The organism is Pseudomonas halotolerans (genome assembly GCF_039581215.1).
In the GTDB taxonomy this organism is placed as follows: domain Bacteria; phylum Pseudomonadota; class Gammaproteobacteria; order Pseudomonadales; family Pseudomonadaceae; genus Aquipseudomonas; species Aquipseudomonas tehranensis.
In genome coordinates this window covers 272,120-290,077 of record NZ_JBCNTJ010000004.1, presented here as the reverse complement: position 1 = coordinate 290,077, position 17,958 = coordinate 272,120, and the positions used below count along the sequence as shown (strand labels likewise).

General features: G+C 60.1%; 15 protein-coding genes. 1 reads left to right on the top strand and 14 read right to left on the bottom strand.

Annotation, left to right across the window (positions count from 1 at the left end; all coding sequences use genetic code 11):
• Positions 1-57: 57 nt before the first annotated feature.
• Together fghA and AAIS01_RS08065 are read right to left on the bottom strand one after the other, a co-directional pair.
• Positions 58-906 (bottom strand): S-formylglutathione hydrolase, encoded by an 849-nt coding sequence (gene fghA, locus AAIS01_RS08070; RefSeq protein WP_343468541.1) that lies wholly within the window; start codon positions 904-906, stop codon positions 58-60.
• 8 nt (positions 907-914) lie between these two features.
• Positions 915-2,027 carry an S-(hydroxymethyl)glutathione dehydrogenase/class III alcohol dehydrogenase gene (locus tag AAIS01_RS08065; RefSeq protein ID WP_343468540.1) on the bottom strand — a complete coding sequence of 371 codons (1,113 nt, stop codon included), beginning with the start codon at positions 2,025-2,027 and terminating at the stop codon, positions 915-917.
• Positions 2,028-2,134: 107 nt separating this feature from the next.
• On the opposite strand from AAIS01_RS08065, the gene AAIS01_RS08060 reads away from it, so the two are divergent.
• Positions 2,135-3,031 (top strand): LysR substrate-binding domain-containing protein, encoded by an 897-nt coding sequence (locus AAIS01_RS08060; protein WP_092401166.1) that lies wholly within the window; start codon positions 2,135-2,137, stop codon positions 3,029-3,031.
• A 168-nt stretch (positions 3,032-3,199) separates the two neighbouring features.
• On the opposite strand, the gene ispD is transcribed toward AAIS01_RS08060, so the two are convergent.
• The 12 genes from ispD to fabZ form a co-directional block, all read right to left on the bottom strand.
• Positions 3,200-3,907, bottom strand: coding sequence for a 2-C-methyl-D-erythritol 4-phosphate cytidylyltransferase (ispD, locus tag AAIS01_RS08055; RefSeq protein ID WP_343468539.1), 708 nt, complete (start codon positions 3,905-3,907; stop codon positions 3,200-3,202).
• Positions 3,904-4,182, bottom strand: a complete 279-nt coding sequence (gene ftsB, locus AAIS01_RS08050) for a cell division protein FtsB (RefSeq protein WP_047227579.1) — start codon at positions 4,180-4,182, stop codon at positions 3,904-3,906. Before ftsB ends, ispD begins: the two co-directional genes overlap by 4 nt.
• Positions 4,183-4,352: 170 nt before the next feature.
• On the bottom strand, positions 4,353-5,642 hold the full coding sequence (gene eno / locus AAIS01_RS08045) for a phosphopyruvate hydratase (RefSeq protein ID WP_003184875.1): 1,290 nt from the start codon (positions 5,640-5,642) through the stop codon (positions 4,353-4,355).
• A 247-nt stretch (positions 5,643-5,889) separates the two neighbouring features.
• Entirely contained in the window at positions 5,890-6,735 is an 846-nt protein-coding gene (gene kdsA / locus AAIS01_RS08040) for a 3-deoxy-8-phosphooctulonate synthase (RefSeq protein ID WP_092401176.1), read from the bottom strand.
• Positions 6,736-6,739: 4 nt separating this feature from the next.
• On the bottom strand, positions 6,740-8,371 hold the full coding sequence (gene pyrG / locus AAIS01_RS08035; protein ID WP_092401179.1) for a CTP synthase: 1,632 nt from the start codon (positions 8,369-8,371) through the stop codon (positions 6,740-6,742).
• A 298-nt stretch (positions 8,372-8,669) separates the two neighbouring features.
• Positions 8,670-9,974 (bottom strand): tRNA lysidine(34) synthetase TilS, encoded by a 1,305-nt coding sequence (gene tilS / locus AAIS01_RS08030; RefSeq protein WP_343468538.1) that lies wholly within the window; start codon positions 9,972-9,974, stop codon positions 8,670-8,672.
• A gap of 133 nt (positions 9,975-10,107) precedes the next feature.
• Positions 10,108-11,055: an acetyl-CoA carboxylase carboxyltransferase subunit alpha gene (locus tag AAIS01_RS08025; RefSeq protein ID WP_092401185.1), complete on the bottom strand. Its 948-nt coding sequence runs from the start codon at positions 11,053-11,055 to the stop codon at positions 10,108-10,110.
• 151 nt (positions 11,056-11,206) lie between these two features.
• The gene (dnaE, locus tag AAIS01_RS08020) at positions 11,207-14,728 is read right to left on the bottom strand and encodes a DNA polymerase III subunit alpha (protein WP_186656057.1); all 3,522 of its coding nucleotides are present in this window, start codon (positions 14,726-14,728) and stop codon (positions 11,207-11,209) included.
• A gap of 144 nt (positions 14,729-14,872) precedes the next feature.
• A complete protein-coding gene (gene rnhB / locus AAIS01_RS08015) occupies positions 14,873-15,526 on the bottom strand; it encodes a ribonuclease HII (RefSeq protein ID WP_177218150.1) in 654 nt (217 codons plus the stop codon).
• Between the two features lie 11 nt (positions 15,527-15,537).
• Positions 15,538-16,668: a lipid-A-disaccharide synthase gene (gene lpxB / locus AAIS01_RS08010; RefSeq protein ID WP_343468537.1), complete on the bottom strand. Its 1,131-nt coding sequence runs from the start codon at positions 16,666-16,668 to the stop codon at positions 15,538-15,540.
• Positions 16,669-16,670: 2 nt separating this feature from the next.
• A complete protein-coding gene (lpxA, locus tag AAIS01_RS08005) occupies positions 16,671-17,447 on the bottom strand; it encodes an acyl-ACP--UDP-N-acetylglucosamine O-acyltransferase (protein WP_343468536.1) in 777 nt (258 codons plus the stop codon).
• Complete coding sequence (gene fabZ, locus AAIS01_RS08000) at positions 17,444-17,884, bottom strand: 3-hydroxyacyl-ACP dehydratase FabZ (protein WP_047227569.1); 441 nt, start codon at positions 17,882-17,884, stop codon at positions 17,444-17,446. Before fabZ ends, lpxA begins: the two co-directional genes overlap by 4 nt.
• Positions 17,885-17,958: the final 74 nt, after the last annotated feature.

Below are 17,958 nucleotides of genomic sequence, written 5' to 3'. Positions count from 1 at the left end.
ACCTGCATTCAGCGTAGGGAGCGCCCTCAATTAGCTCCCCCGCCAAGGGGAAACCGACTAAGCGCCCCCTAAAGCGTGGGCATGATGTTGCAAGTGATCCTCAATGAAGCTGGCGATGAAGAAGTAGCTGTGGTCGTAGCCCGGCTGCAAGCGCAGTTCCAACGGATGACCGGCGGCCCTGGCCGCTTGCTGCAGGGCTTCGGGCTTGAGCTGGTTGGCCAGGAAATCATCGCGGTCGCCCTGATCCACCAGCAACGGCAGCTTCTCGTCGGCTTCAGCGATCAATGCACAGGCATCCCACTCACGCCACTTCGAGCGGTCTTCCCCCAGATAACGAGAAAACGCCTTCTGACCCCACGGGCAATCCATCGGATTGTTGATCGGCGAAAAAGCCGACACCGAGCGGTAACGCCCAGGGTTACGCAAGGCGCACACCAACGCACCGTGGCCGCCCATGGAATGACCACTGATGCCGCGCTTATCCGAGGCCGGGAAATGCGCTTCGACCAACGCCGGCAATTCCTGCACCACGTAGTCATGCATCCGATAGTGCCGCGCCCACGGTTCCTGCGTGGCGTTCAGATAAAACCCCGCCCCCAGGCCGAAGTCCCAGGCACCGTCCGGATCGCCCGGCACGTCGGCGCCGCGCGGGCTGGTGTCCGGCGCGACAATAATCAGGCCCAGTTCGGCGGCCATGCGCTGGGCGCCGGCCTTTTGCATAAAGTTCTCGTCAGTGCAGGTCAATCCGGACAACCAATACACTACCGGTAACTTGCCACCCTGCTCGGCTTGGGGCGGCAGGTACACGGCAAACACCATGTCACAACCGAGCACTTCGGAACGGTGACGGTAACGCTTGTGCCAGCCGCCGAAGCTTTTCTGGCAGGAGATATTTTCAAGGCTCATGACCGACCTCAGAAATGAATAACGGTACGGATGCTCTTGCCTTCATGCATCAGGTCGAATGCCTTGTTGATATCTTCCAGGCCCATGGTGTGGGTGATAAAGGTATCCAGCGGAATCTCGCCCTTCTCGGCCATGTCTACGTAGCTCGGCAATTCGCTGCGCCCGCGCACGCCGCCAAAGGCCGAACCACGCCAGACGCGCCCGGTGACCAACTGGAACGGACGGGTGGCGATTTCCTGGCCGGCCCCGGCCACACCGATGATCACCGACTCGCCCCAGCCCTTGTGGCAGCATTCCAGCGCGGCACGCATCAGTTGGACATTGCCGATGCACTCGAAGGAGAAGTCCACGCCGCCGTCAGTCATGTCGACGATGACCTCCTGGATCGGACGGTCGAACTCTTTCGGGTTGACGCAATCGGTGGCACCCAGTTGCTTGGCGATTTCGAACTTGGCCGGGTTGATGTCGATGGCAATGATGCGCGAGGCCTTGGCTTTCACCGCACCAATCACCGCCGACAGGCCAATGCCGCCCAGGCCGAAGATCGCCACGGTGTCACCTGGCTTGACCTTGGCAGTGTTGAGGACCGCGCCGATACCGGTGGTGACGCCGCAACCCAGCAGGCAGACTTTTTCCAGCGGCGCTTCTTTGGGAATTTTCGCCACGGATATTTCTGGCAATACGGTGTATTCGGAGAACGTCGAGGTTCCCATGTAGTGGAAAATCGTCTCACCCTTGTAGGAAAAACGCGAGGTGCCATCCGGCATCAGGCCTTTGCCTTGGGTAGCGCGAATCGCCTGACACAGGTTGGTCTTGCCCGACTTACAGAACTTGCACTGCCCGCACTCCGGCGTGTACAGCGGAATGACATGATCGCCCACCGCAACCGACGTCACACCTTCGCCGATGGCTTCGACAATTGCGCCGCCTTCATGGCCGAGAATCGAGGGAAAGATCCCTTCCGGATCAGCGCCCGACAAGGTGTAGGCATCGGTGTGGCAGACACCCGAGGCCACCACACGCAGCAACACTTCACCGGCCTTGGGCATGGCGACGTCGACTTCAACGATTTCCAGGGGTTTCTTGGCCTCGAAGGCAACGGCCGCGCGTGACTTGATCATGGGGAGTCTCCAGCAAATAAAAACAAGACAGGGAGTGTAATCCCTCACCGGACGATGAATAATCCAACCAAAAGCAAAACATTATTGCTGCACAGGGATAATCATTCATGTCCGAGAACCGCTGGGAGGGGATTGACGAGTTCGTCGCCGTGGCCGAATGCAGCCAATTCACCGCTGCCGCAGAACGTCTGGGCGTTTCGTCTTCCCACATCAGTCGACAAATCGTACGCCTGGAAGAACGTCTGCAGACTCGACTGCTGTATCGCAGTACCCGCCGGGTCACCCTGACCGAGGCCGGCCAGACGTTCTTGCAGCATTGCCAGCGTTTGCAGGATGGACGCGAAGAAGCACTGCGGGCGGTGGGCGACCTTACCAGCGAACCCAAGGGCATGTTGCGCATGACCTGTGCCGTGGCCTACGGCGAGCGGTTCATCGTGCCGCTGGTGACACGGTTCATGACGCTTTATCCGCAATTGCGGGTGGACATTGAACTGAGCAACCGCCCTCTGGATCTGGTTCACGAAGGCCTGGACCTGGCGATTCGCCTGGGCCGTTTGCAGGACTCACGACTGGTTGCCACGCGCCTGGCGCCCCGGCGCATGTACCTGTGCGCATCGGCGTCCTACCTGGAGCGCTACGGTCGCCCCCATAGCTTGTCGGAATTGAGCCGCCACAACTGCCTGATCGGCAGCTCCGACCTCTGGCAACTGGAGCAGAATGGGCGGGAATTTTCCCAACGAGTGCAGGGAAACTGGCGCTGTAACAGTGGGCAGGCGGTGCTGGATGCCGCTTTGCAAGGGGTGGGGTTGTGTCAGTTGCCGGACTATTACGTGTTGGAGCATTTGCACAGCGGGGCATTGATATCGCTGTTAGAGGCTCACCAGCCGCCGAATACAGCGGTGTGGGCGTTATATCCGCAGCAACGGCATTTGTCGCCGAAGGTGCGCAAGTTGGTGGATTACTTGAAGGAGGGATTGGCCCAGCGGCCGGAGTATCGGGGTTAGGTCGTTTCTGTCCGTGGTTTATTCGGCGCCTGAATGTTCGCCTTCGCGAGCAAGCCCGCTCCCACCATAAATCTATGTTGATCACAAATGCGTGGCCAACTACAGGACCCGTGTGGGAGCGGGCTTGCTCGCGAAAGGCGCGACGCGGTATTCGAGATACGCCATTAATTAGCGGCGATTCGCCCAACGCTGACGCAACCACTCCAAATCTTCCGGTCGCGTGACCTTGATGTTATCGGCCCGCCCTTCGATCAGCCGTGGCGCTTGCCCCGCCCACTCCATGGCGGACGCCTCATCGGTAATCAGCGCATCGGCCACCAAGCTGTCAGCCAGGGCCCGGTGCAAGGCACCGAGACGAAACATTTGCGGTGTGTAGGCTTGCCAGATAACGCTACGGTCAACGGTTTCCACTACACGGCCGTGTTTGTCGACTCGCTTGAGGGTGTCACGCGCCGGCACAGCCAAGAGACCACCGACCGGGTCATTCACCAGTTCCCTGAGCAATGTGTCCAGATCGTCCCGGGCCAGGTTGGGCCGGGCGGCGTCGTGCACCAATACCCAGTCGTGATCATCGGCACCCTGCCCGTGAAGATGCAGCAAGGCATTGAGCACCGAATCCGAACGCTGTTCGCCGCCGTCCACGCGCTGGATGCGCGTATCGCTGGCGCAGGCCAGGGTCGGCCAATAAGGGTCATCGTGTGCAACACTGACCACCACGCCTTTTACGGTCGGATGATCGAGGAAACAGCCAAGGCTGTGTTCAAGAATTGTGCGCCCGCCCAGTTGCAGGTATTGCTTGGGACGGTCCGCGCCCATACGAGCTCCAACGCCCGCGGCAGGAATCACGGCCCAGAAGGCCGGCAAACGGATACTCATTGGGCCAACTGGTAGAGGGTTTCGCCCTCTTTAACCATGCCCAGTTCATGGCGAGCCCGCTCTTCAACGGTCTCCATGCCTTTTTTCAGCTCACTGACTTCGGCGTCCATCACCCGGTTACGCTCCAGCAACGCCTCGTTTTCGGCATGCTGTTCGGCAATCTGCTGAGTCAGGTCCGCCACTTGCGCCAGGCTGCCATTACCCACCCATAGGCGGTACTGCAGGCCAGCCAGCAACAGGAGCAAGACAAGAAACAACCAATTGGGACTGCGCATCGAATCTCAGGTATCCAGTGAAAAAGACAGCCATGCCACACTTTGAAGCGTCTGATAGCACGAAGCCTGGAAAAACCAGGCTTGTGCTTGATAAGGCATCAGATTAGAGGCAAAACCGCCGCCAGGGCGACCTTTTCGACACAATCCGCTGTCTTTTTACCATTTACTGCTTAGCCGCGAAACTCGGCACGACCGTTGTACTTGGCCTTGCCGTTCAACTGCTCTTCAATACGCAGCAGTTGATTGTACTTGGAGACGCGATCGGAACGGCACAGCGAACCGGTCTTGATCTGGCCTGCCGCAGTGCCCACGGCCAGGTCGGCAATGGTCGAATCTTCGGTTTCGCCGGAGCGGTGGGAGATCACAGCCGTGTAGCCAGCAGCCTTGGCCATCTGGATGGCTTCCAGGGTTTCGGTCAGGGTACCGATCTGGTTGAACTTGATCAGGATCGAGTTGGCGATCTTCTTGTCGATGCCTTCTTTCAGGATCTTGGTGTTGGTCACGAACAGGTCGTCGCCCACCAGCTGGGTTTTTTCGCCGATCTTGTCGGTGAGGATTTTCCAGCCAGCCCAGTCGGACTCGTCCAGGCCATCTTCGATGGAGATGATCGGGTAGCGTTCGGTCAGGCCCTTGAGGTAATCGGCGAAACCTTCGGCGGTGAAGACCTGGCCTTCGCCGGACAGGTTGTACTTGCCGTCTTCGTAGAACTCACTGGCGGCGCAGTCCAAGGCCAGGGTCACGTCGGTGCCCAGCGTGTAACCGGCGTTGGCCACGGCTTCGGAGATCACTTTCAGCGCGTCTTCGTTGGAGGCCAGGTTCGGTGCAAAACCGCCTTCGTCGCCAACGGCAGTGCTCAGGCCACGGGCCTTCAGCACAGCCTTGAGGTGATGGAAAATCTCGGTGCCCATGCGCAGGCCTTCGGAGAAGGACTTGGCGCCCACCGGCTGGACCATGAATTCCTGGATGTCGACGTTGTTATCGGCATGCTCGCCACCGTTGATGATGTTCATCATCGGCACCGGCATCGAGTAGACACCCGGGGTACCGTTGAGGTTGGCGATGTGTGCGTACAGCGGCAGGTCCTGGTCCTGGGCGGCAGCCTTGGCAGCGGCCAAGGACACGGCGAGGATCGCGTTGGCGCCCAGGGTGGCTTTGTTTTCGGTACCGTCGAGCTTGATCATCGCGTGATCGAGAGCTTTCTGGTCGGCAGGATCCTTGCCCAGCAACAGGTCACGGATCGGACCGTTGATGTTGGCGACGGCTTTGAGCACGCCCTTGCCCAGGTAACGGCTCTTGTCGCCATCACGCAGCTCCAGCGCTTCGCGCGAGCCAGTGGAAGCACCGGACGGCGCGCAGGCGCTGCCGATGATACCGTTGTCGAGAAGCACGTCCGCTTCAACAGTGGGGTTGCCACGGGAGTCGAGAACTTCACGACCTTTGATGTCGACGATTTTTGCCATTGTTGTAAACACTCCAAAGTTGACTAGAACGTTGCAGAAAACTTGCTCACGCTCAGCTGCGATGCAGCCAAGCGCCTGGATGGGGAGCGCTTCGCGCTCCAGCGGGAGCAAGCTCCCTCGCCACTAGGAGCAAGGCGTGCCGACGATGGCCCTTGAAGGACGTCATCGCAGGCCATGCTCCCACAAGAGCAGTGCGGCCAGCGGGCCAGAGCGATAATCGAGCGGTACTTTACCGGAGAAAACCGCGTTACGCGGTTTCTATCGTCGGAAAACTCTTGACCAGTTCGTCCAACGCCTTGAGCTGAGACAGGAACGGTTCCAGCTTGTTCAAGCGCAAGGCACAAGGGCCGTCACACTTGGCATTGTCCGGGTCCGGATGGGCCTCAAGAAACAGACCTGCCAGGGACTGGCTCATGCCGGCCTTGGCCAGGTCGGTGACCTGGGCGCGACGCCCCCCCGCGGAATCTGAACGACCACCGGGCATTTGCAGCGCGTGGGTCACGTCGAAGAACACCGGGTATTCGAACTGCTTCATGATGCCGAAGCCGAGCATGTCCACCACCAGGTTGTTGTAGCCGAAGCTCGAACCACGCTCGCAGAGGATCAACTGGTCATTGCCGGCCTCTTCGCACTTGCTCAGGATGTGCTTCATTTCCTGGGGCGCGAGGAACTGGGCTTTCTTGATGTTGATCACCGCACCGGTCTTGGCCATCGCGACCACCAGGTCGGTCTGGCGCGACAGGAAGGCCGGCAACTGGATGATGTCGCAGACCTCGGCGACCACGGCGGCCTGGGCAGGCTCGTGGACGTCGGTGATGATCGGCACGCCGAAGGCTTGCTTGATGTCCTGGAAGATGCGCATGCCCTCTTCCAGGCCCGGGCCACGGTAAGAGCTCACGGATGAGCGATTGGCCTTGTCGAAGCTAGCCTTGAAGACATAAGGGATGCCCAGTTTCTGGGTGACCTTCACGTACTCCTCGCAGACCTGCATCGCCATGTCGCGGCTTTCCAGTACGTTCATGCCGCCGAACAGCACCATGGGCTTGTCGTTGGCAATCTCGATGTCGCCGACGCGAATGATCTTCTGGGCCATCGTTTTATGCCTTCTTCTGGTGTTGAGCCAAAGCGGCTTTCACGAAACCGCTGAACAGCGGGTGACCGTCCCGCGGCGTCGAAGTGAACTCGGGGTGGAACTGGCAAGCGACGAACCATGGATGATCCGGGGCTTCGACCACTTCCACCAGCGCGCCGTCACCGGAGCGACCGGAGATTTTCAGGCCGGCTTCGATCAGTTGCGGCAGCAGGTTGTTGTTCACTTCGTAGCGGTGACGGTGACGCTCGACGATCACATCCTTGGCATAGCAATCGTGCACCTTGGAGCCGGCTTCAAGCAGGCATTCCTGGGCGCCGAGGCGCATGGTGCCGCCCAGGTCGGAGGTTTCGGTGCGCACTTCCACAGCGCCGGTGGCATCTTCCCACTCGGTGATCAGGCCCACGACCGGGTGACCGCTGGCGCGATCGAACTCGGTGGAGTTGGCGTCCTTCCAGCCCATCACGTTACGGGCGAACTCGATGACCGCCACTTGCATGCCCAGGCAGATGCCCAGGTACGGGACCTTGTTTTCGCGAGCGTATTGAACAGCGGTGATCTTGCCTTCCACGCCGCGCAGGCCAAAGCCGCCCGGCACGAGGATCGCATCGGCGCCTTCGAGCAGACCGGTGCCCTGGTTCTCGATGTCTTCGGAGTCGATATAGCGCAGGTTGACCTTGGTACGGTTGCTGATGCCGGCGTGACTCATCGCCTCGATCAGCGACTTGTAGGCATCCAGCAGCTCCATGTACTTGCCGACCATGGCGATGGTGACTTCGTGTTCCGGGTTGAGCTTGGCATCGACCACTGCTTCCCATTCGGACAGGTCGGCGCTGGCGCACTGCAGGCCGAAACGCTCGACGACGAAATCGTCCAAGCCCTGGGAATGCAGAATGCCCGGGATCTTGTAGATGGTGTCAGCGTCTTCCAGGCCGATCACCGCACGCTCTTCAACGTTGGTGAACTGGGCGATCTTGCGACGCGAAGAAATATCGATCGGGTGATCGGAGCGGCAGATCAGCACATCCGGCTGCAGGCCGATGGAGCGCAGCTCCTTGACCGAGTGCTGGGTGGGCTTGGTCTTGGTTTCGCCAGCGGTGGCGATGTACGGAACCAGGGTCAGGTGCATCAGCATCGCGCGCTTGGCGCCGATTTCGAAACGCAACTGGCGGATGGCTTCGAGGAACGGCTGGGATTCGATGTCACCCACGGTGCCGCCGATTTCGACCATCGCCACGTCGGCGTCGCCGGCACCCTTGATGATGCGGCGCTTGATTTCGTCGGTGATGTGCGGGATGACCTGGATGGTCGCCCCCAGGTAATCACCACGGCGCTCTTTGCGCAGCACGTGCTCGTAGACACGGCCGGTGGTGAAGTTGTTGTTCTGGGTCATGGTCGTGCGGATGAACCGCTCGTAGTGGCCCAGGTCCAGGTCGGTCTCGGCGCCGTCGTGGGTGACGAACACTTCACCGTGCTGGAACGGGCTCATGGTGCCCGGGTCGACGTTGATGTACGGGTCCAGCTTGAGCATGGTGACCTTAAGTCCCCGCGCCTCCAGGATGGCCGCCAATGAAGCCGAGGCAATGCCTTTCCCCAATGAAGAAACAACACCGCCCGTGACGAATATGTAGCGCGTCATGAAAAACCCTAGAAGTCTGCGTTAAAGCGGTCCGAGCCGCCGGGGAAAGCGAAGGAAGGCCGAAGCCCCCGATCACCTGCATTAATCACAGTGCACCTTTCAAAAAAACCGCCGCGTTGGGACAGACCGGAAGTGAAATCACCGGTACGTTGCTCGCTACACATTTTTTGGAATCGCCCAGCAAAGACTGCTTGGTAATCGGCAACTCCTGCAATTCAGGCGAATCCACAGAAGTTGTATCAAGAAGGGAGCGTAGTCTACCGGAAAGCCCCTTTCAGCTCAAACCCAGATCTTGGTTTCATGGCTGCCAGATCAGTTGCCAGGTGCCATCAAGGCCACTGTCGAGTCCTGACAAGTTAGCCACTGCCAGCAATTGCTCGTCTCGATACAGCAGCGGCAATCGACCGCGCGCAAACGCCGGCACGCCACTTTCGTTGAGCAAACGCTTGAGGTCCCGATGACCACGGCCGGGCAACATCATGGTTTCACCTCCCTGACGATAGCGGACGCAGAGCGGTCCGTCGGGGATTTTACCGTCGAGGGTCACCGTGCCGTTGTCTGGCAGGGTCAATGCTTGAGCAGTCAGCGGCCATTCTACCGGGCCTGCGGCCGCTCGCAGCCAGCGGTCGGATAACCACCAAATGCGCCCGACGGCGCGGTGCAGCTCACCACCGGCCAGCCGCCAGATCGGCCGGGCATCGTCCGCTGCATCGCGCAACGAATCCCAGCCAGACCAATGATCGCTGTCAGGCAGCGTTGTCATCGAAACCAGCCAATGACTCAACGCATTACGCTGACGGGCCGGCGACAAGGCTCGCAACGGGGCCAACTCAAGCGACCGCAACCCAAGCCAGTCGAACGAACTGGGCGTGATGGCTCGGTGTAGATCGATTCGCGCCAGGTCATCCAGCAAGCCTTGGGCCTCACTCAGGTGCGCAGCGCTGCGGGCCAGGGTCGCCGAGGTCTGAGGCCACTGCTCGGTCAATACCGGGAAAACTCGCTGGCGCAGGAAATTGCGCGCGTAGCGATGATCGTCGTTGGAAGGGTCCTCGACCCAGCTCAAGCCCTGTTGCGTTGCGTAGGCCTCCAGCTCCGCCCGGGACACATCGAGCAAGGGTCGCAGCAAATACCCCTGACCCAAAGGACGCTGCCTCGGCATCGCCGACAAGCCCCTCACCCCTGCCCCGCGCAACAAACGAAACAACAGGGTTTCAGACTGATCGTCACGGTGCTGGGCAGTGAGCAGCACTTCATTGCTGTGGAGCCGCGCCACGAAGGCACCATAACGCGCCTCCCGGGCGGCACGCTCGACGCTGGCGCCGGGCGGGACTTGCACGTTCACGACTTCAAGCGGCACCCCAAGGGCCTTGCAGACCGAGTGACAATGGTCCGGCCATGCCTCGGCCACAGCCTGAAGACCATGATGAACGTGGATAGCACGTAGCGGTGGCAGGGTTTGGGTTTTAGAGAGAGACGCGAGCAGGTGCAGCAGGACGGTGGAATCGAGGCCACCGGAGAAGGCGATGCGCCAGGTGGTAGCGTCGCGCCAGGGGGACAGTTGTGTGAGGAGCCGGGTTGGCAGATCGATCCTGGGCTGATTCATAGAAACTGGCCTACACACCAATCAAATGTGGGAGCGGGCTTGCCCGCGAATGCGGTGCATCAGTTAACGATTATGTCGACTGACACTCCGCCTTCGCGAGCAAGCCCGCTCCCACATGGGTATCGCGCTCGACTTAGAGGCCGTAGCTCATCAGCCGCTCATAGCGACGGGCCAGCAGCGCGTCATTGTCGAACTTCTTGAGCATCGACAGTTGCGAACTCAGCTCGGCACGAATCAACGCCGCTGCCTCGGCCGGATCACGATGAGCGCCGCCTACAGGCTCGCTGATCACTTTATCCACGATGCCCAGGCCCTTGAGGCGCTCAGCGGTGATGCCCATGGCTTCGGCGGCATCCGGCGCCTTCTCGGCGGTCTTCCACAGGATCGAGGCGCAGCCTTCCGGCGAGATCACCGCGTAGGTGGAATATTGCAGCATGTTCAGTTGATCGCAGACACCAATGGCCAGCGCACCGCCGGAACCGCCCTCGCCGATCACGGTGGCGATGATCGGAGTTTTCAGCCGTGCCATCACGCGCAGGTTCCAGGCGATCGCTTCGCTCTGGTTGCGCTCTTCGGCGTCGATGCCCGGATATGCGCCCGGTGTGTCGATGAAGGTCAGGATCGGCATTTTGAAGCGCTCGGCCATTTCCATCAGGCGGCACGCCTTGCGATAGCCTTCCGGCCGCGGCATGCCGAAATTGCGGCGTACCTTTTCGCGGACTTCCCGGCCCTTCTGATGGCCGATGATCATCACCGGCTGGTCGTCCAGACGGGCAACACCGCCGACGATCGCGGCGTCGTCGGAGAAGTGGCGGTCGCCATGCAGCTCATCGAACTCGGTGAAGATGTGCTCGATGTAGTCCAGGGTGTATGGACGACGCGGATGACGCGCCAGGCGGGCGATCTGCCAGCTGGTCAGCTTGCCGAAGATGTCTTCGGTCAGCGTGCGGCTTTTGTCCTGCAGACGAGAGATTTCATCGCCGATATTCAGCGAATTGTCATTACCGACCAAGCGCAACTCTTCGATCTTGGCTTGCAGGTCGGCGATCGGCTGTTCGAAATCTAGAAAATTCGGGTTCATAGGCGTCCGTCTTGGGTCGACGTCCAAGAGAGCTTGGGCCGGCCGGTTGTCTATTCGCGCCCTACCTTAAGGGAGAGGCGCGTTCAGGTCGAGATTAAAAATTCGGGTCGAGATCAGGGCCGCTCCAAGGTTCAAGAGTGGCACCTGGCCGTCAACGGTATTGGAGGAAGACGTTGTCTTTGCCGAACTGGTCACGCAAGGCTTGAATCAACGCATCCGCCGGATCGATCCGCCAGCCTTCGCCGAACTGCAACACGGCCTTGGCGTCGGGGCGCACGTACTCCATGGTAATCGGGCAAGCACCGCGATGGCGCTTGAACAACTCCCCCAGCCAGCGTAGCTGATCGCCCTTGAGATCCTGGGTCTGCAACTTCAGGCGCAGGCTCTCGGCCAGGTTGGTTCGGGCATCTTCCATGCTCATCACCCGCTTGACCCGCAGCCGCAGGCCACCGGAAAAATCGTCGTTGCTGACTTCGCCTTCCACCACCACCATCGCGTCAGTCTGCAACAGCGACTGGGCCGAATGGAACGCATCGGCAAACAACGACGCCTCGATGCGTCCGGAGCGGTCGTCGAGGGTGATGAAGCCCATCTTGTCGCCCTTTTTGTTTTTCATGACCCGCAGGGCAATGATCATACCGGCGACGGTCTGCGTGTCACGCGCCGGCTTCAGGTCAATGATGCGCTGGCGGGCGAACCGACGGATCTCGCCTTCGTATTCGTCGATCGGGTGCCCGGTCAGGTACAGGCCCAAGGTGTCCTTCTCACCCTTGAGGCGTTCCTTGAGGGTCAGCTCCTTGGCCTTGCGATGATTGCCATAGACATCGGCATCTTCCTCGACGAACAACCCGCCAAACAGGTCGGCGTGGCCGCTGTCGTGGGTCCGGGCGGTTTGCTCGGCGGCCTTGATCGCTTCTTCCATGGCCGCCAGCAGCACCGCACGGTTGCGGTCGATGTTGGCCTGGTAGGCTTTGGGCTCATCCTGGAAATACGGGCCCAGACGGTCCAGCGCGCCACTGCGAATCAAACCATCGAGGGTACGTTTGTTGATGCGTTTGAGATCGACCCGCGCGCAGAAATCGAACAGGTCCTTGAACGGCCCGTCCTGACGGGCTTCGGTGATGGCTTCCACCGGTCCTTCACCCACGCCCTTGATCGCCCCCAGTCCATAAATGATGCGGCCTTCGTCGTTCACCGTGAACTTGAACTCTGAGGCGTTCACGTCCGGCGCGTCGAGGCGCAACTTCATGGTCCGCACTTCTTCGATCAAGGTCACGACCTTGTCGGTGTTGTGCATATCCGCCGACAGTACCGCGGCCATGAACGGCGCCGGGTAGTGAGCCTTCAGCCAGGCGGTCTGGTACGACACCAGGCCATAGGCGGCCGAGTGGGATTTGTTGAAGCCGTAACCGGCGAATTTTTCCACCAGGTCGAAGATGTTGCCGGCCAGGTCCGCGTCGATGCCGTTGTTAGCACAGCCTTCGATGAAACCGCCGCGCTGCTTGGCCATTTCCTCGGGCTTTTTCTTGCCCATCGCCCGACGCAGCATGTCCGCGCCGCCGAGGGTGTAGCCGGCCATGACCTGGGCAATCTGCATCACCTGCTCCTGGTACAGGATGATGCCGTAGGTCGGTGCCAGTACCGGCTTGAGGCCGTCGTACTGATAATCCGGGTGCGGGTACGCCAGCTCGGCGCGCCCGTGCTTACGGTTGATGAAGTCATCCACCATGCCCGATTGCAGCGGGCCCGGACGGAACAGGGCCACCAGTGCGATCAGGTCTTCGAGGCAGTCGGGCTTGAGCTTTTTGATCAGCTCCTTCATGCCCCGGGATTCAAGCTGGAACACCGCCGTGGTTTCGGCTTTTTGCAACAGGCTGTAGGTCGGTTTGTCGTCCAGCGGAATAAACGCGATGTCCAGCGGCGCTTCGCCGACCTTGGCCCGATCACGGTTGATGGTTTTCAGCGCCCAGTCGATGATCGTCAGGGTCCGCAGCCCGAGGAAGTCGAACTTCACCAGGCCCGCGGCCTCGACGTCATCCTTGTCGAACTGGGTCACCAGGCCGTCGCCTTCTTCATCGCAATAGATCGGCGAGAAGTCAGTCAGCTTGGTCGGCGCAATCACCACGCCCCCGGCGTGCTTGCCGACGTTACGCACCACGCCCTCAAGCTTGCGGGCCATTTCCCAGATTTCCGCGGCTTCTTCATCGACCTTGATGAAGTCCCGCAGGATCTCTTCCTGCTCGTAGGCTTTTTCCAGGGTCATGCCGACTTCGAACGGAATCATCTTCGACAGACGATCCGCCAAACCGTAGGACTTGCCCTGCACCCGCGCCACGTCGCGCACCACAGCCTTGGCCGCCATGGAACCAAAGGTGATGATCTGGCTCACCGCGTTGCGGCCGTACTTCTCGGCCACGTAGTCGATCACCCGATCGCGACCGTCCATGCAGAAGTCGACGTCGAAGTCGGGCATGGAAACCCGTTCCGGGTTGAGGAAACGTTCGAACAGCAGGTCATATTCCAGCGGGTCGAGGTCGGTGATCTTCTGGACGTAAGCCACCAGGGAGCCAGCACCCGATCCCCGGCCCGGCCCCACCGGCACGCCGTTGCTCTTGGCCCACTGGATGAAGTCCATCACGATCAGGAAGTAACCGGGGAAACCCATCTGGATGATGATATCCAGCTCGAAATTCAACCGGTCGACATAGACCTGACGCTTGGCTTCGTAATCTTCGGTGGTGTCCTTGGGCAAGAGAACGCTGAGGCGCTCGTCCAGGCCATCGAAGGACACTTTGCGGAAATATTCGTCGATGGTCATGCCATCGGGGATCGGGAAGTTAGGCAGGAAGTGCTTGCCCAGTTTCACTTCGATGTTGCAGCGCTTGGCGATCTCGACGGTGTTTTCCAGCGCTTCGGGCAGGTCACTGAACAGCTCGGCCATTTCCTCGGCGCTTTTGAGGTATTGCTGATCGCTGTAATTTTTCGGGCGACGCGGATCATCGAGCGCTCGGCCTTCACCGATGCAGACGCGGGTCTCGTGGGCTTCGAAATCTTCCTGCTTGATGAACCGCACATCGTTGGTCGCCACCAGCGGCGCACCGATCCGGTCGGCCAGGGCCACGGCGGCATGCAGGTGTTCTTCATCGTTGGGGCGATTGGTGCGTTGCACTTCAATGTAGAAGCGGTCCGGGAACACTGCCATCCAATCGCGGGCCAGGGTCTCGGCTTCTTCTGGATTGCCACTGAGCAGGGCCAGGCCTATTTCACCTTCCTTGGCCGCCGACAGCATGATCAGACCTTCATTGGCCTCGGCTACCCATTCGCGCTCGATGATGATCGAGCCGTTGCGCTGGCCATCGATAAAACCGCGGGAGATCAACTCGGTGAGGTTGCGGTAACCCACGGCGTTCATCACCAGCAGGCTGATTCGGCTCAGCGGCGCATCCGGGTCTTTGTTCGACAGCCACAGGTCGGCCCCGCAGATCGGCTTGATCCCGGCGCCCATGGCATTTTTGTAGAACTTGACCAGCGAACACATGTTGTTCTGGTCGGTAACCGCCACAGCAGGCATGTTCATGCCCACCAATGTCTTGACCAGTGGCTTGATCCGCACCAGGCCATCGACCAGGGAGTATTCAGTGTGCAGGCGTAGATGAACGAATGAAGCCGGCATAGTGATCCTGCGTTAAGTCATGAAAACAACAAGGCCCGGATTGTACCGAGCCTTGGGTAAAACATGTAGGCGCTGCCGAAGGCTGCGATCTTTAGATCTTGATCTTGAAACCCAAGATTAAAAGATCGCAGCCTGCGGCAGTTCCTACAGGGCCGGGGTTCCCTTGATGGACGAGCGTTCCATCAGCCCTTCACGGGCTTCATAAGCCAGCCGCACCGGCGCGAACGAGCGCCGATGGATGGGCGTTGGCCCAAGGCGCGCCAGGGCTTCCAGATGAACGGGCGTTGGATAACCCTTGTGGCCGCCGATGCCGTAGCCCGGATAGATCAACTCGAAGGCACTCATTTCCCGGTCACGACTGACTTTCGCCAGGATCGAGGCCGCGGCGATGGCCGGCACCTTACCGTCACCCTGAATGACCGCTTCGGCGCGCATCGACAGCTTAGGGCAGCGATTGCCATCGATCATCGCCAGTTTTGGGGTGATGTGCAGGCCTTCCACGGCACGCTGCATCGCAAGCATGGTGGCATGCAGGATATTCAGCTCGTCGATCTCTTCCACTTCAGCCCGGGCGATGCACCAGCTCAGGGCTTTCTCGCAGATTTCGTCGTAGAGCTTTTCGCGACGGGCTTCGGTGAGCTTCTTGGAATCGTTGAGGCCCAGAATGGGCCGGTTCGGGTCGAGAATCACTGCTGCCGTTACCACTGCGCCGCACAACGGACCACGGCCGACCTCATCAACACCGGCCACCAGTTCTTCAACTTCAGCCACCAGATTGAAGTCCAGGCCCATCTGCAATTTCACGTGACTCATGGTTTGGCGCCGATCAGGGTCAATACTGCGTCGGCGGCCTGGTTGGAGGCATCACGGCGCAGGGTACGGTGGATTTCGTCAAAGCCCTGGGTCTGTTCCTGGCCGCCGTCGATCAAGGGCGACAGCGTATGGGCCAGCGCATCGGCGGTTGCCTCATCCTGCAGCAACTCTGGCACCAGCAAGCGCTGGGCCAACAGATTGGGCAAGGAGATGTAAGGGCTCTTGACCATGCGTTTGAGGATCCAGAACGTCAATGGCGCCAGGCGATAGGCGACCACCATCGGACGTTTATACAACAATGCCTCAAGGGTAGCAGTGCCGGACGCAATCAACACGGCGTCACACGCAGCGAGCGCGAGATGAGAGCGGCCATCGAGCAATGTGACAGGCAGGTCGCGCCCGACCAACAGCGCTTCAAGCTGAGCCCGCCGTTGCGGGCTGGCACAGGGCAGAACAAACCGCACGCCGGGACGCAGCGCGCGCAGACGCTCGGCGGCGTCGAAGAACAAGCCCCCCAGGCGACTGACCTCGCCACCACGACTGCCCGGCATCAAGGCCACCAGTGGGCCGTCGGGCAGGCCCAGCGCCTGACGCGCCGCGTCACGATCCGCTTCCAGGGGAATGGTATCGGCCAGGGTATGGCCGACAAACCGCACCGGCACGCCCTTCTCTTCGTAGAATCGGGCTTCGAACGGCAGCAGCGTGAGCATCAGGTCGCAGCCTTCGCGGATTTTCAACACGCGCTTCTGCCGCCAGGCCCAGACCGAGGGGCTGACGTAGTGCACCGTCTTGATGCCGGCCTGACGCAACTTGAGTTCGATATTGAGGGTGAAATCCGGCGCATCGATGCCGATGAACACATCCGGTTTTTCGTCGATCAGGGTCGCAATCAGCTTCTTGCGCCGGGCCAGCAGTTCGCGCAGGCGTCCGAGCACTTCAACCAGCCCCATCACCGATAGGCGTTCCATGGGGAAATAAGATGTCAGCCCTTCGGCTTGCATCAAGGGCCCGCCGACACCGATGAACTCCACTGCTGGGTGCTGCGCCTTGAGCGCGCGCATCAGACCGGCACCCAGAATGTCACCGGAAGCCTCTCCCGCCACCAGTGCTATACGCAAGTTAGCCATGGTTAGCGAGTGATGCCGCGAGTCGAGGACTGGATGGAGTCGCGGAAAATCGCGACTTCCGGGAACTGCGCCGAAGCCTCGGCCAGTTCGACAAGGGCCTGTTCAACGGTCAGCCCCTGGCGGTACACAACCTTGTAGGCGCGCCGCAATGCCGTGATCGCCTCTTCGCTGAAACCACGACGGCGCATGCCTTCGAAATTCATGCTGCGGGCTTCAGCCGGGTTGCCGAAGACGGTGATATAGGCCGGGACGTCCTTGCCAATAGCGGTACCCATGCCAGAGAAGCTGTGGGCGCCGATATGGCAATACTGGTGCACCAGGGTGAACCCGGACAGGATCGCCCAGTCGTCCACATGCACATGGCCAGCCAACGCAGTGTTGTTGACCAGGATGCAATGGTTGCCAATGACGCTGTCATGACCGATATGGGCGTAGGCCATGATCAGGTTATGGTTGCCCAAGGTCGTTTCGGAACGATCCTGAACGGTGCCACGGTGAATCGTCACGCCTTCGCGGATCACGTTGTGATCGCCAATGACCAGACGGGTTTCTTCACCTTTGTACTTGAGATCGGGGGTGTCCTCGCCTACCGAAGAAAACTGGTAGATGCGGTTGTGCCGACCGATCCGGGTCGGACCCTTCAGAATTACATGGGGCCCGATCACCGTACCCTCGCCGATTTCCACACCTGGGCCGATGATCGACCATGGGCCGACCTCGACATCGGCGGCCAGGACTGCCGCCGGATCGATGATTGCGCGAGGGTCAATCAAACTCATAGTTTGCGTTCCGCACAGATGATTTCAGCGGAGCAGACCGGCTTGCCGTCGACCGAAGCCTGGCATTCGAACTTCCAGATCTGGCGCTTGCAACTGATGAACGTGGCTTCGAGGATCAGTTGATCGCCCGGGGTGACCGGCTGGCGAAAACGCAGCTTGTCGGAGCCGACGAAGTAGTAAAGCGTGCCGTCGGCAGGCTTCACGTCAAGCATTTTGAAACCAAGGATCCCGGCAGCCTGAGCCATTGCCTCGATGATCAGCACGCCGGGCATGATTGGATGCGCGGGGAAGTGACCATTGAAGAACGGTTCGTTGATGCTGACATTCTTGTAGGCGCGAATCCGCTTGCCTTCAACGTCAAGTTCCACCACCCGGTCCACCAGCAGGAACGGGTAACGGTGAGGCAGGTATTCGCGAATCTCGTTGATGTCCATCATTTCGGGGGGAAGCCTATGTAAAGATTGGAAGCGCACGATCGACGCGCGCCTCTCTAGCAAATCAAGGAGGCAGT

Coding starts and splice junctions, on each gene's coding strand:
- ispD (WP_343468539.1), bottom strand. CDS start 3,907: ATGAGTATCCGTTTGCCGGCCTTCTGGGCCGTGATTCCTGCCGCGGGC.
- dnaE (WP_186656057.1), bottom strand. CDS start 14,728: ATGCCGGCTTCATTCGTTCATCTACGCCTGCACACTGAATACTCCCTG.
- AAIS01_RS08065 (WP_343468540.1), bottom strand. CDS start 2,027: ATGATCAAGTCACGCGCGGCCGTTGCCTTCGAGGCCAAGAAACCCCTG.
- pyrG (WP_092401179.1), bottom strand. CDS start 8,371: ATGACGCGCTACATATTCGTCACGGGCGGTGTTGTTTCTTCATTGGGG.
- tilS (WP_343468538.1), bottom strand. CDS start 9,974: ATGAATCAGCCCAGGATCGATCTGCCAACCCGGCTCCTCACACAACTG.
- lpxB (WP_343468537.1), bottom strand. CDS start 16,668: ATGGCTAACTTGCGTATAGCACTGGTGGCGGGAGAGGCTTCCGGTGAC.
- kdsA (WP_092401176.1), bottom strand. CDS start 6,735: ATGGCCCAGAAGATCATTCGCGTCGGCGACATCGAGATTGCCAACGAC.
- AAIS01_RS08025 (WP_092401185.1), bottom strand. CDS start 11,055: ATGAACCCGAATTTTCTAGATTTCGAACAGCCGATCGCCGACCTGCAA.
- ftsB (WP_047227579.1), bottom strand. CDS start 4,182: ATGCGCAGTCCCAATTGGTTGTTTCTTGTCTTGCTCCTGTTGCTGGCT.
- lpxA (WP_343468536.1), bottom strand. CDS start 17,447: ATGAGTTTGATTGACCCTCGCGCAATCATCGATCCGGCGGCAGTCCTG.
- AAIS01_RS08060 (WP_092401166.1), top strand. CDS start 2,135: ATGTCCGAGAACCGCTGGGAGGGGATTGACGAGTTCGTCGCCGTGGCC.
- fabZ (WP_047227569.1), bottom strand. CDS start 17,884: ATGATGGACATCAACGAGATTCGCGAATACCTGCCTCACCGTTACCCG.
- fghA (WP_343468541.1), bottom strand. CDS start 906: ATGAGCCTTGAAAATATCTCCTGCCAGAAAAGCTTCGGCGGCTGGCAC.
- eno (WP_003184875.1), bottom strand. CDS start 5,642: ATGGCAAAAATCGTCGACATCAAAGGTCGTGAAGTTCTCGACTCCCGT.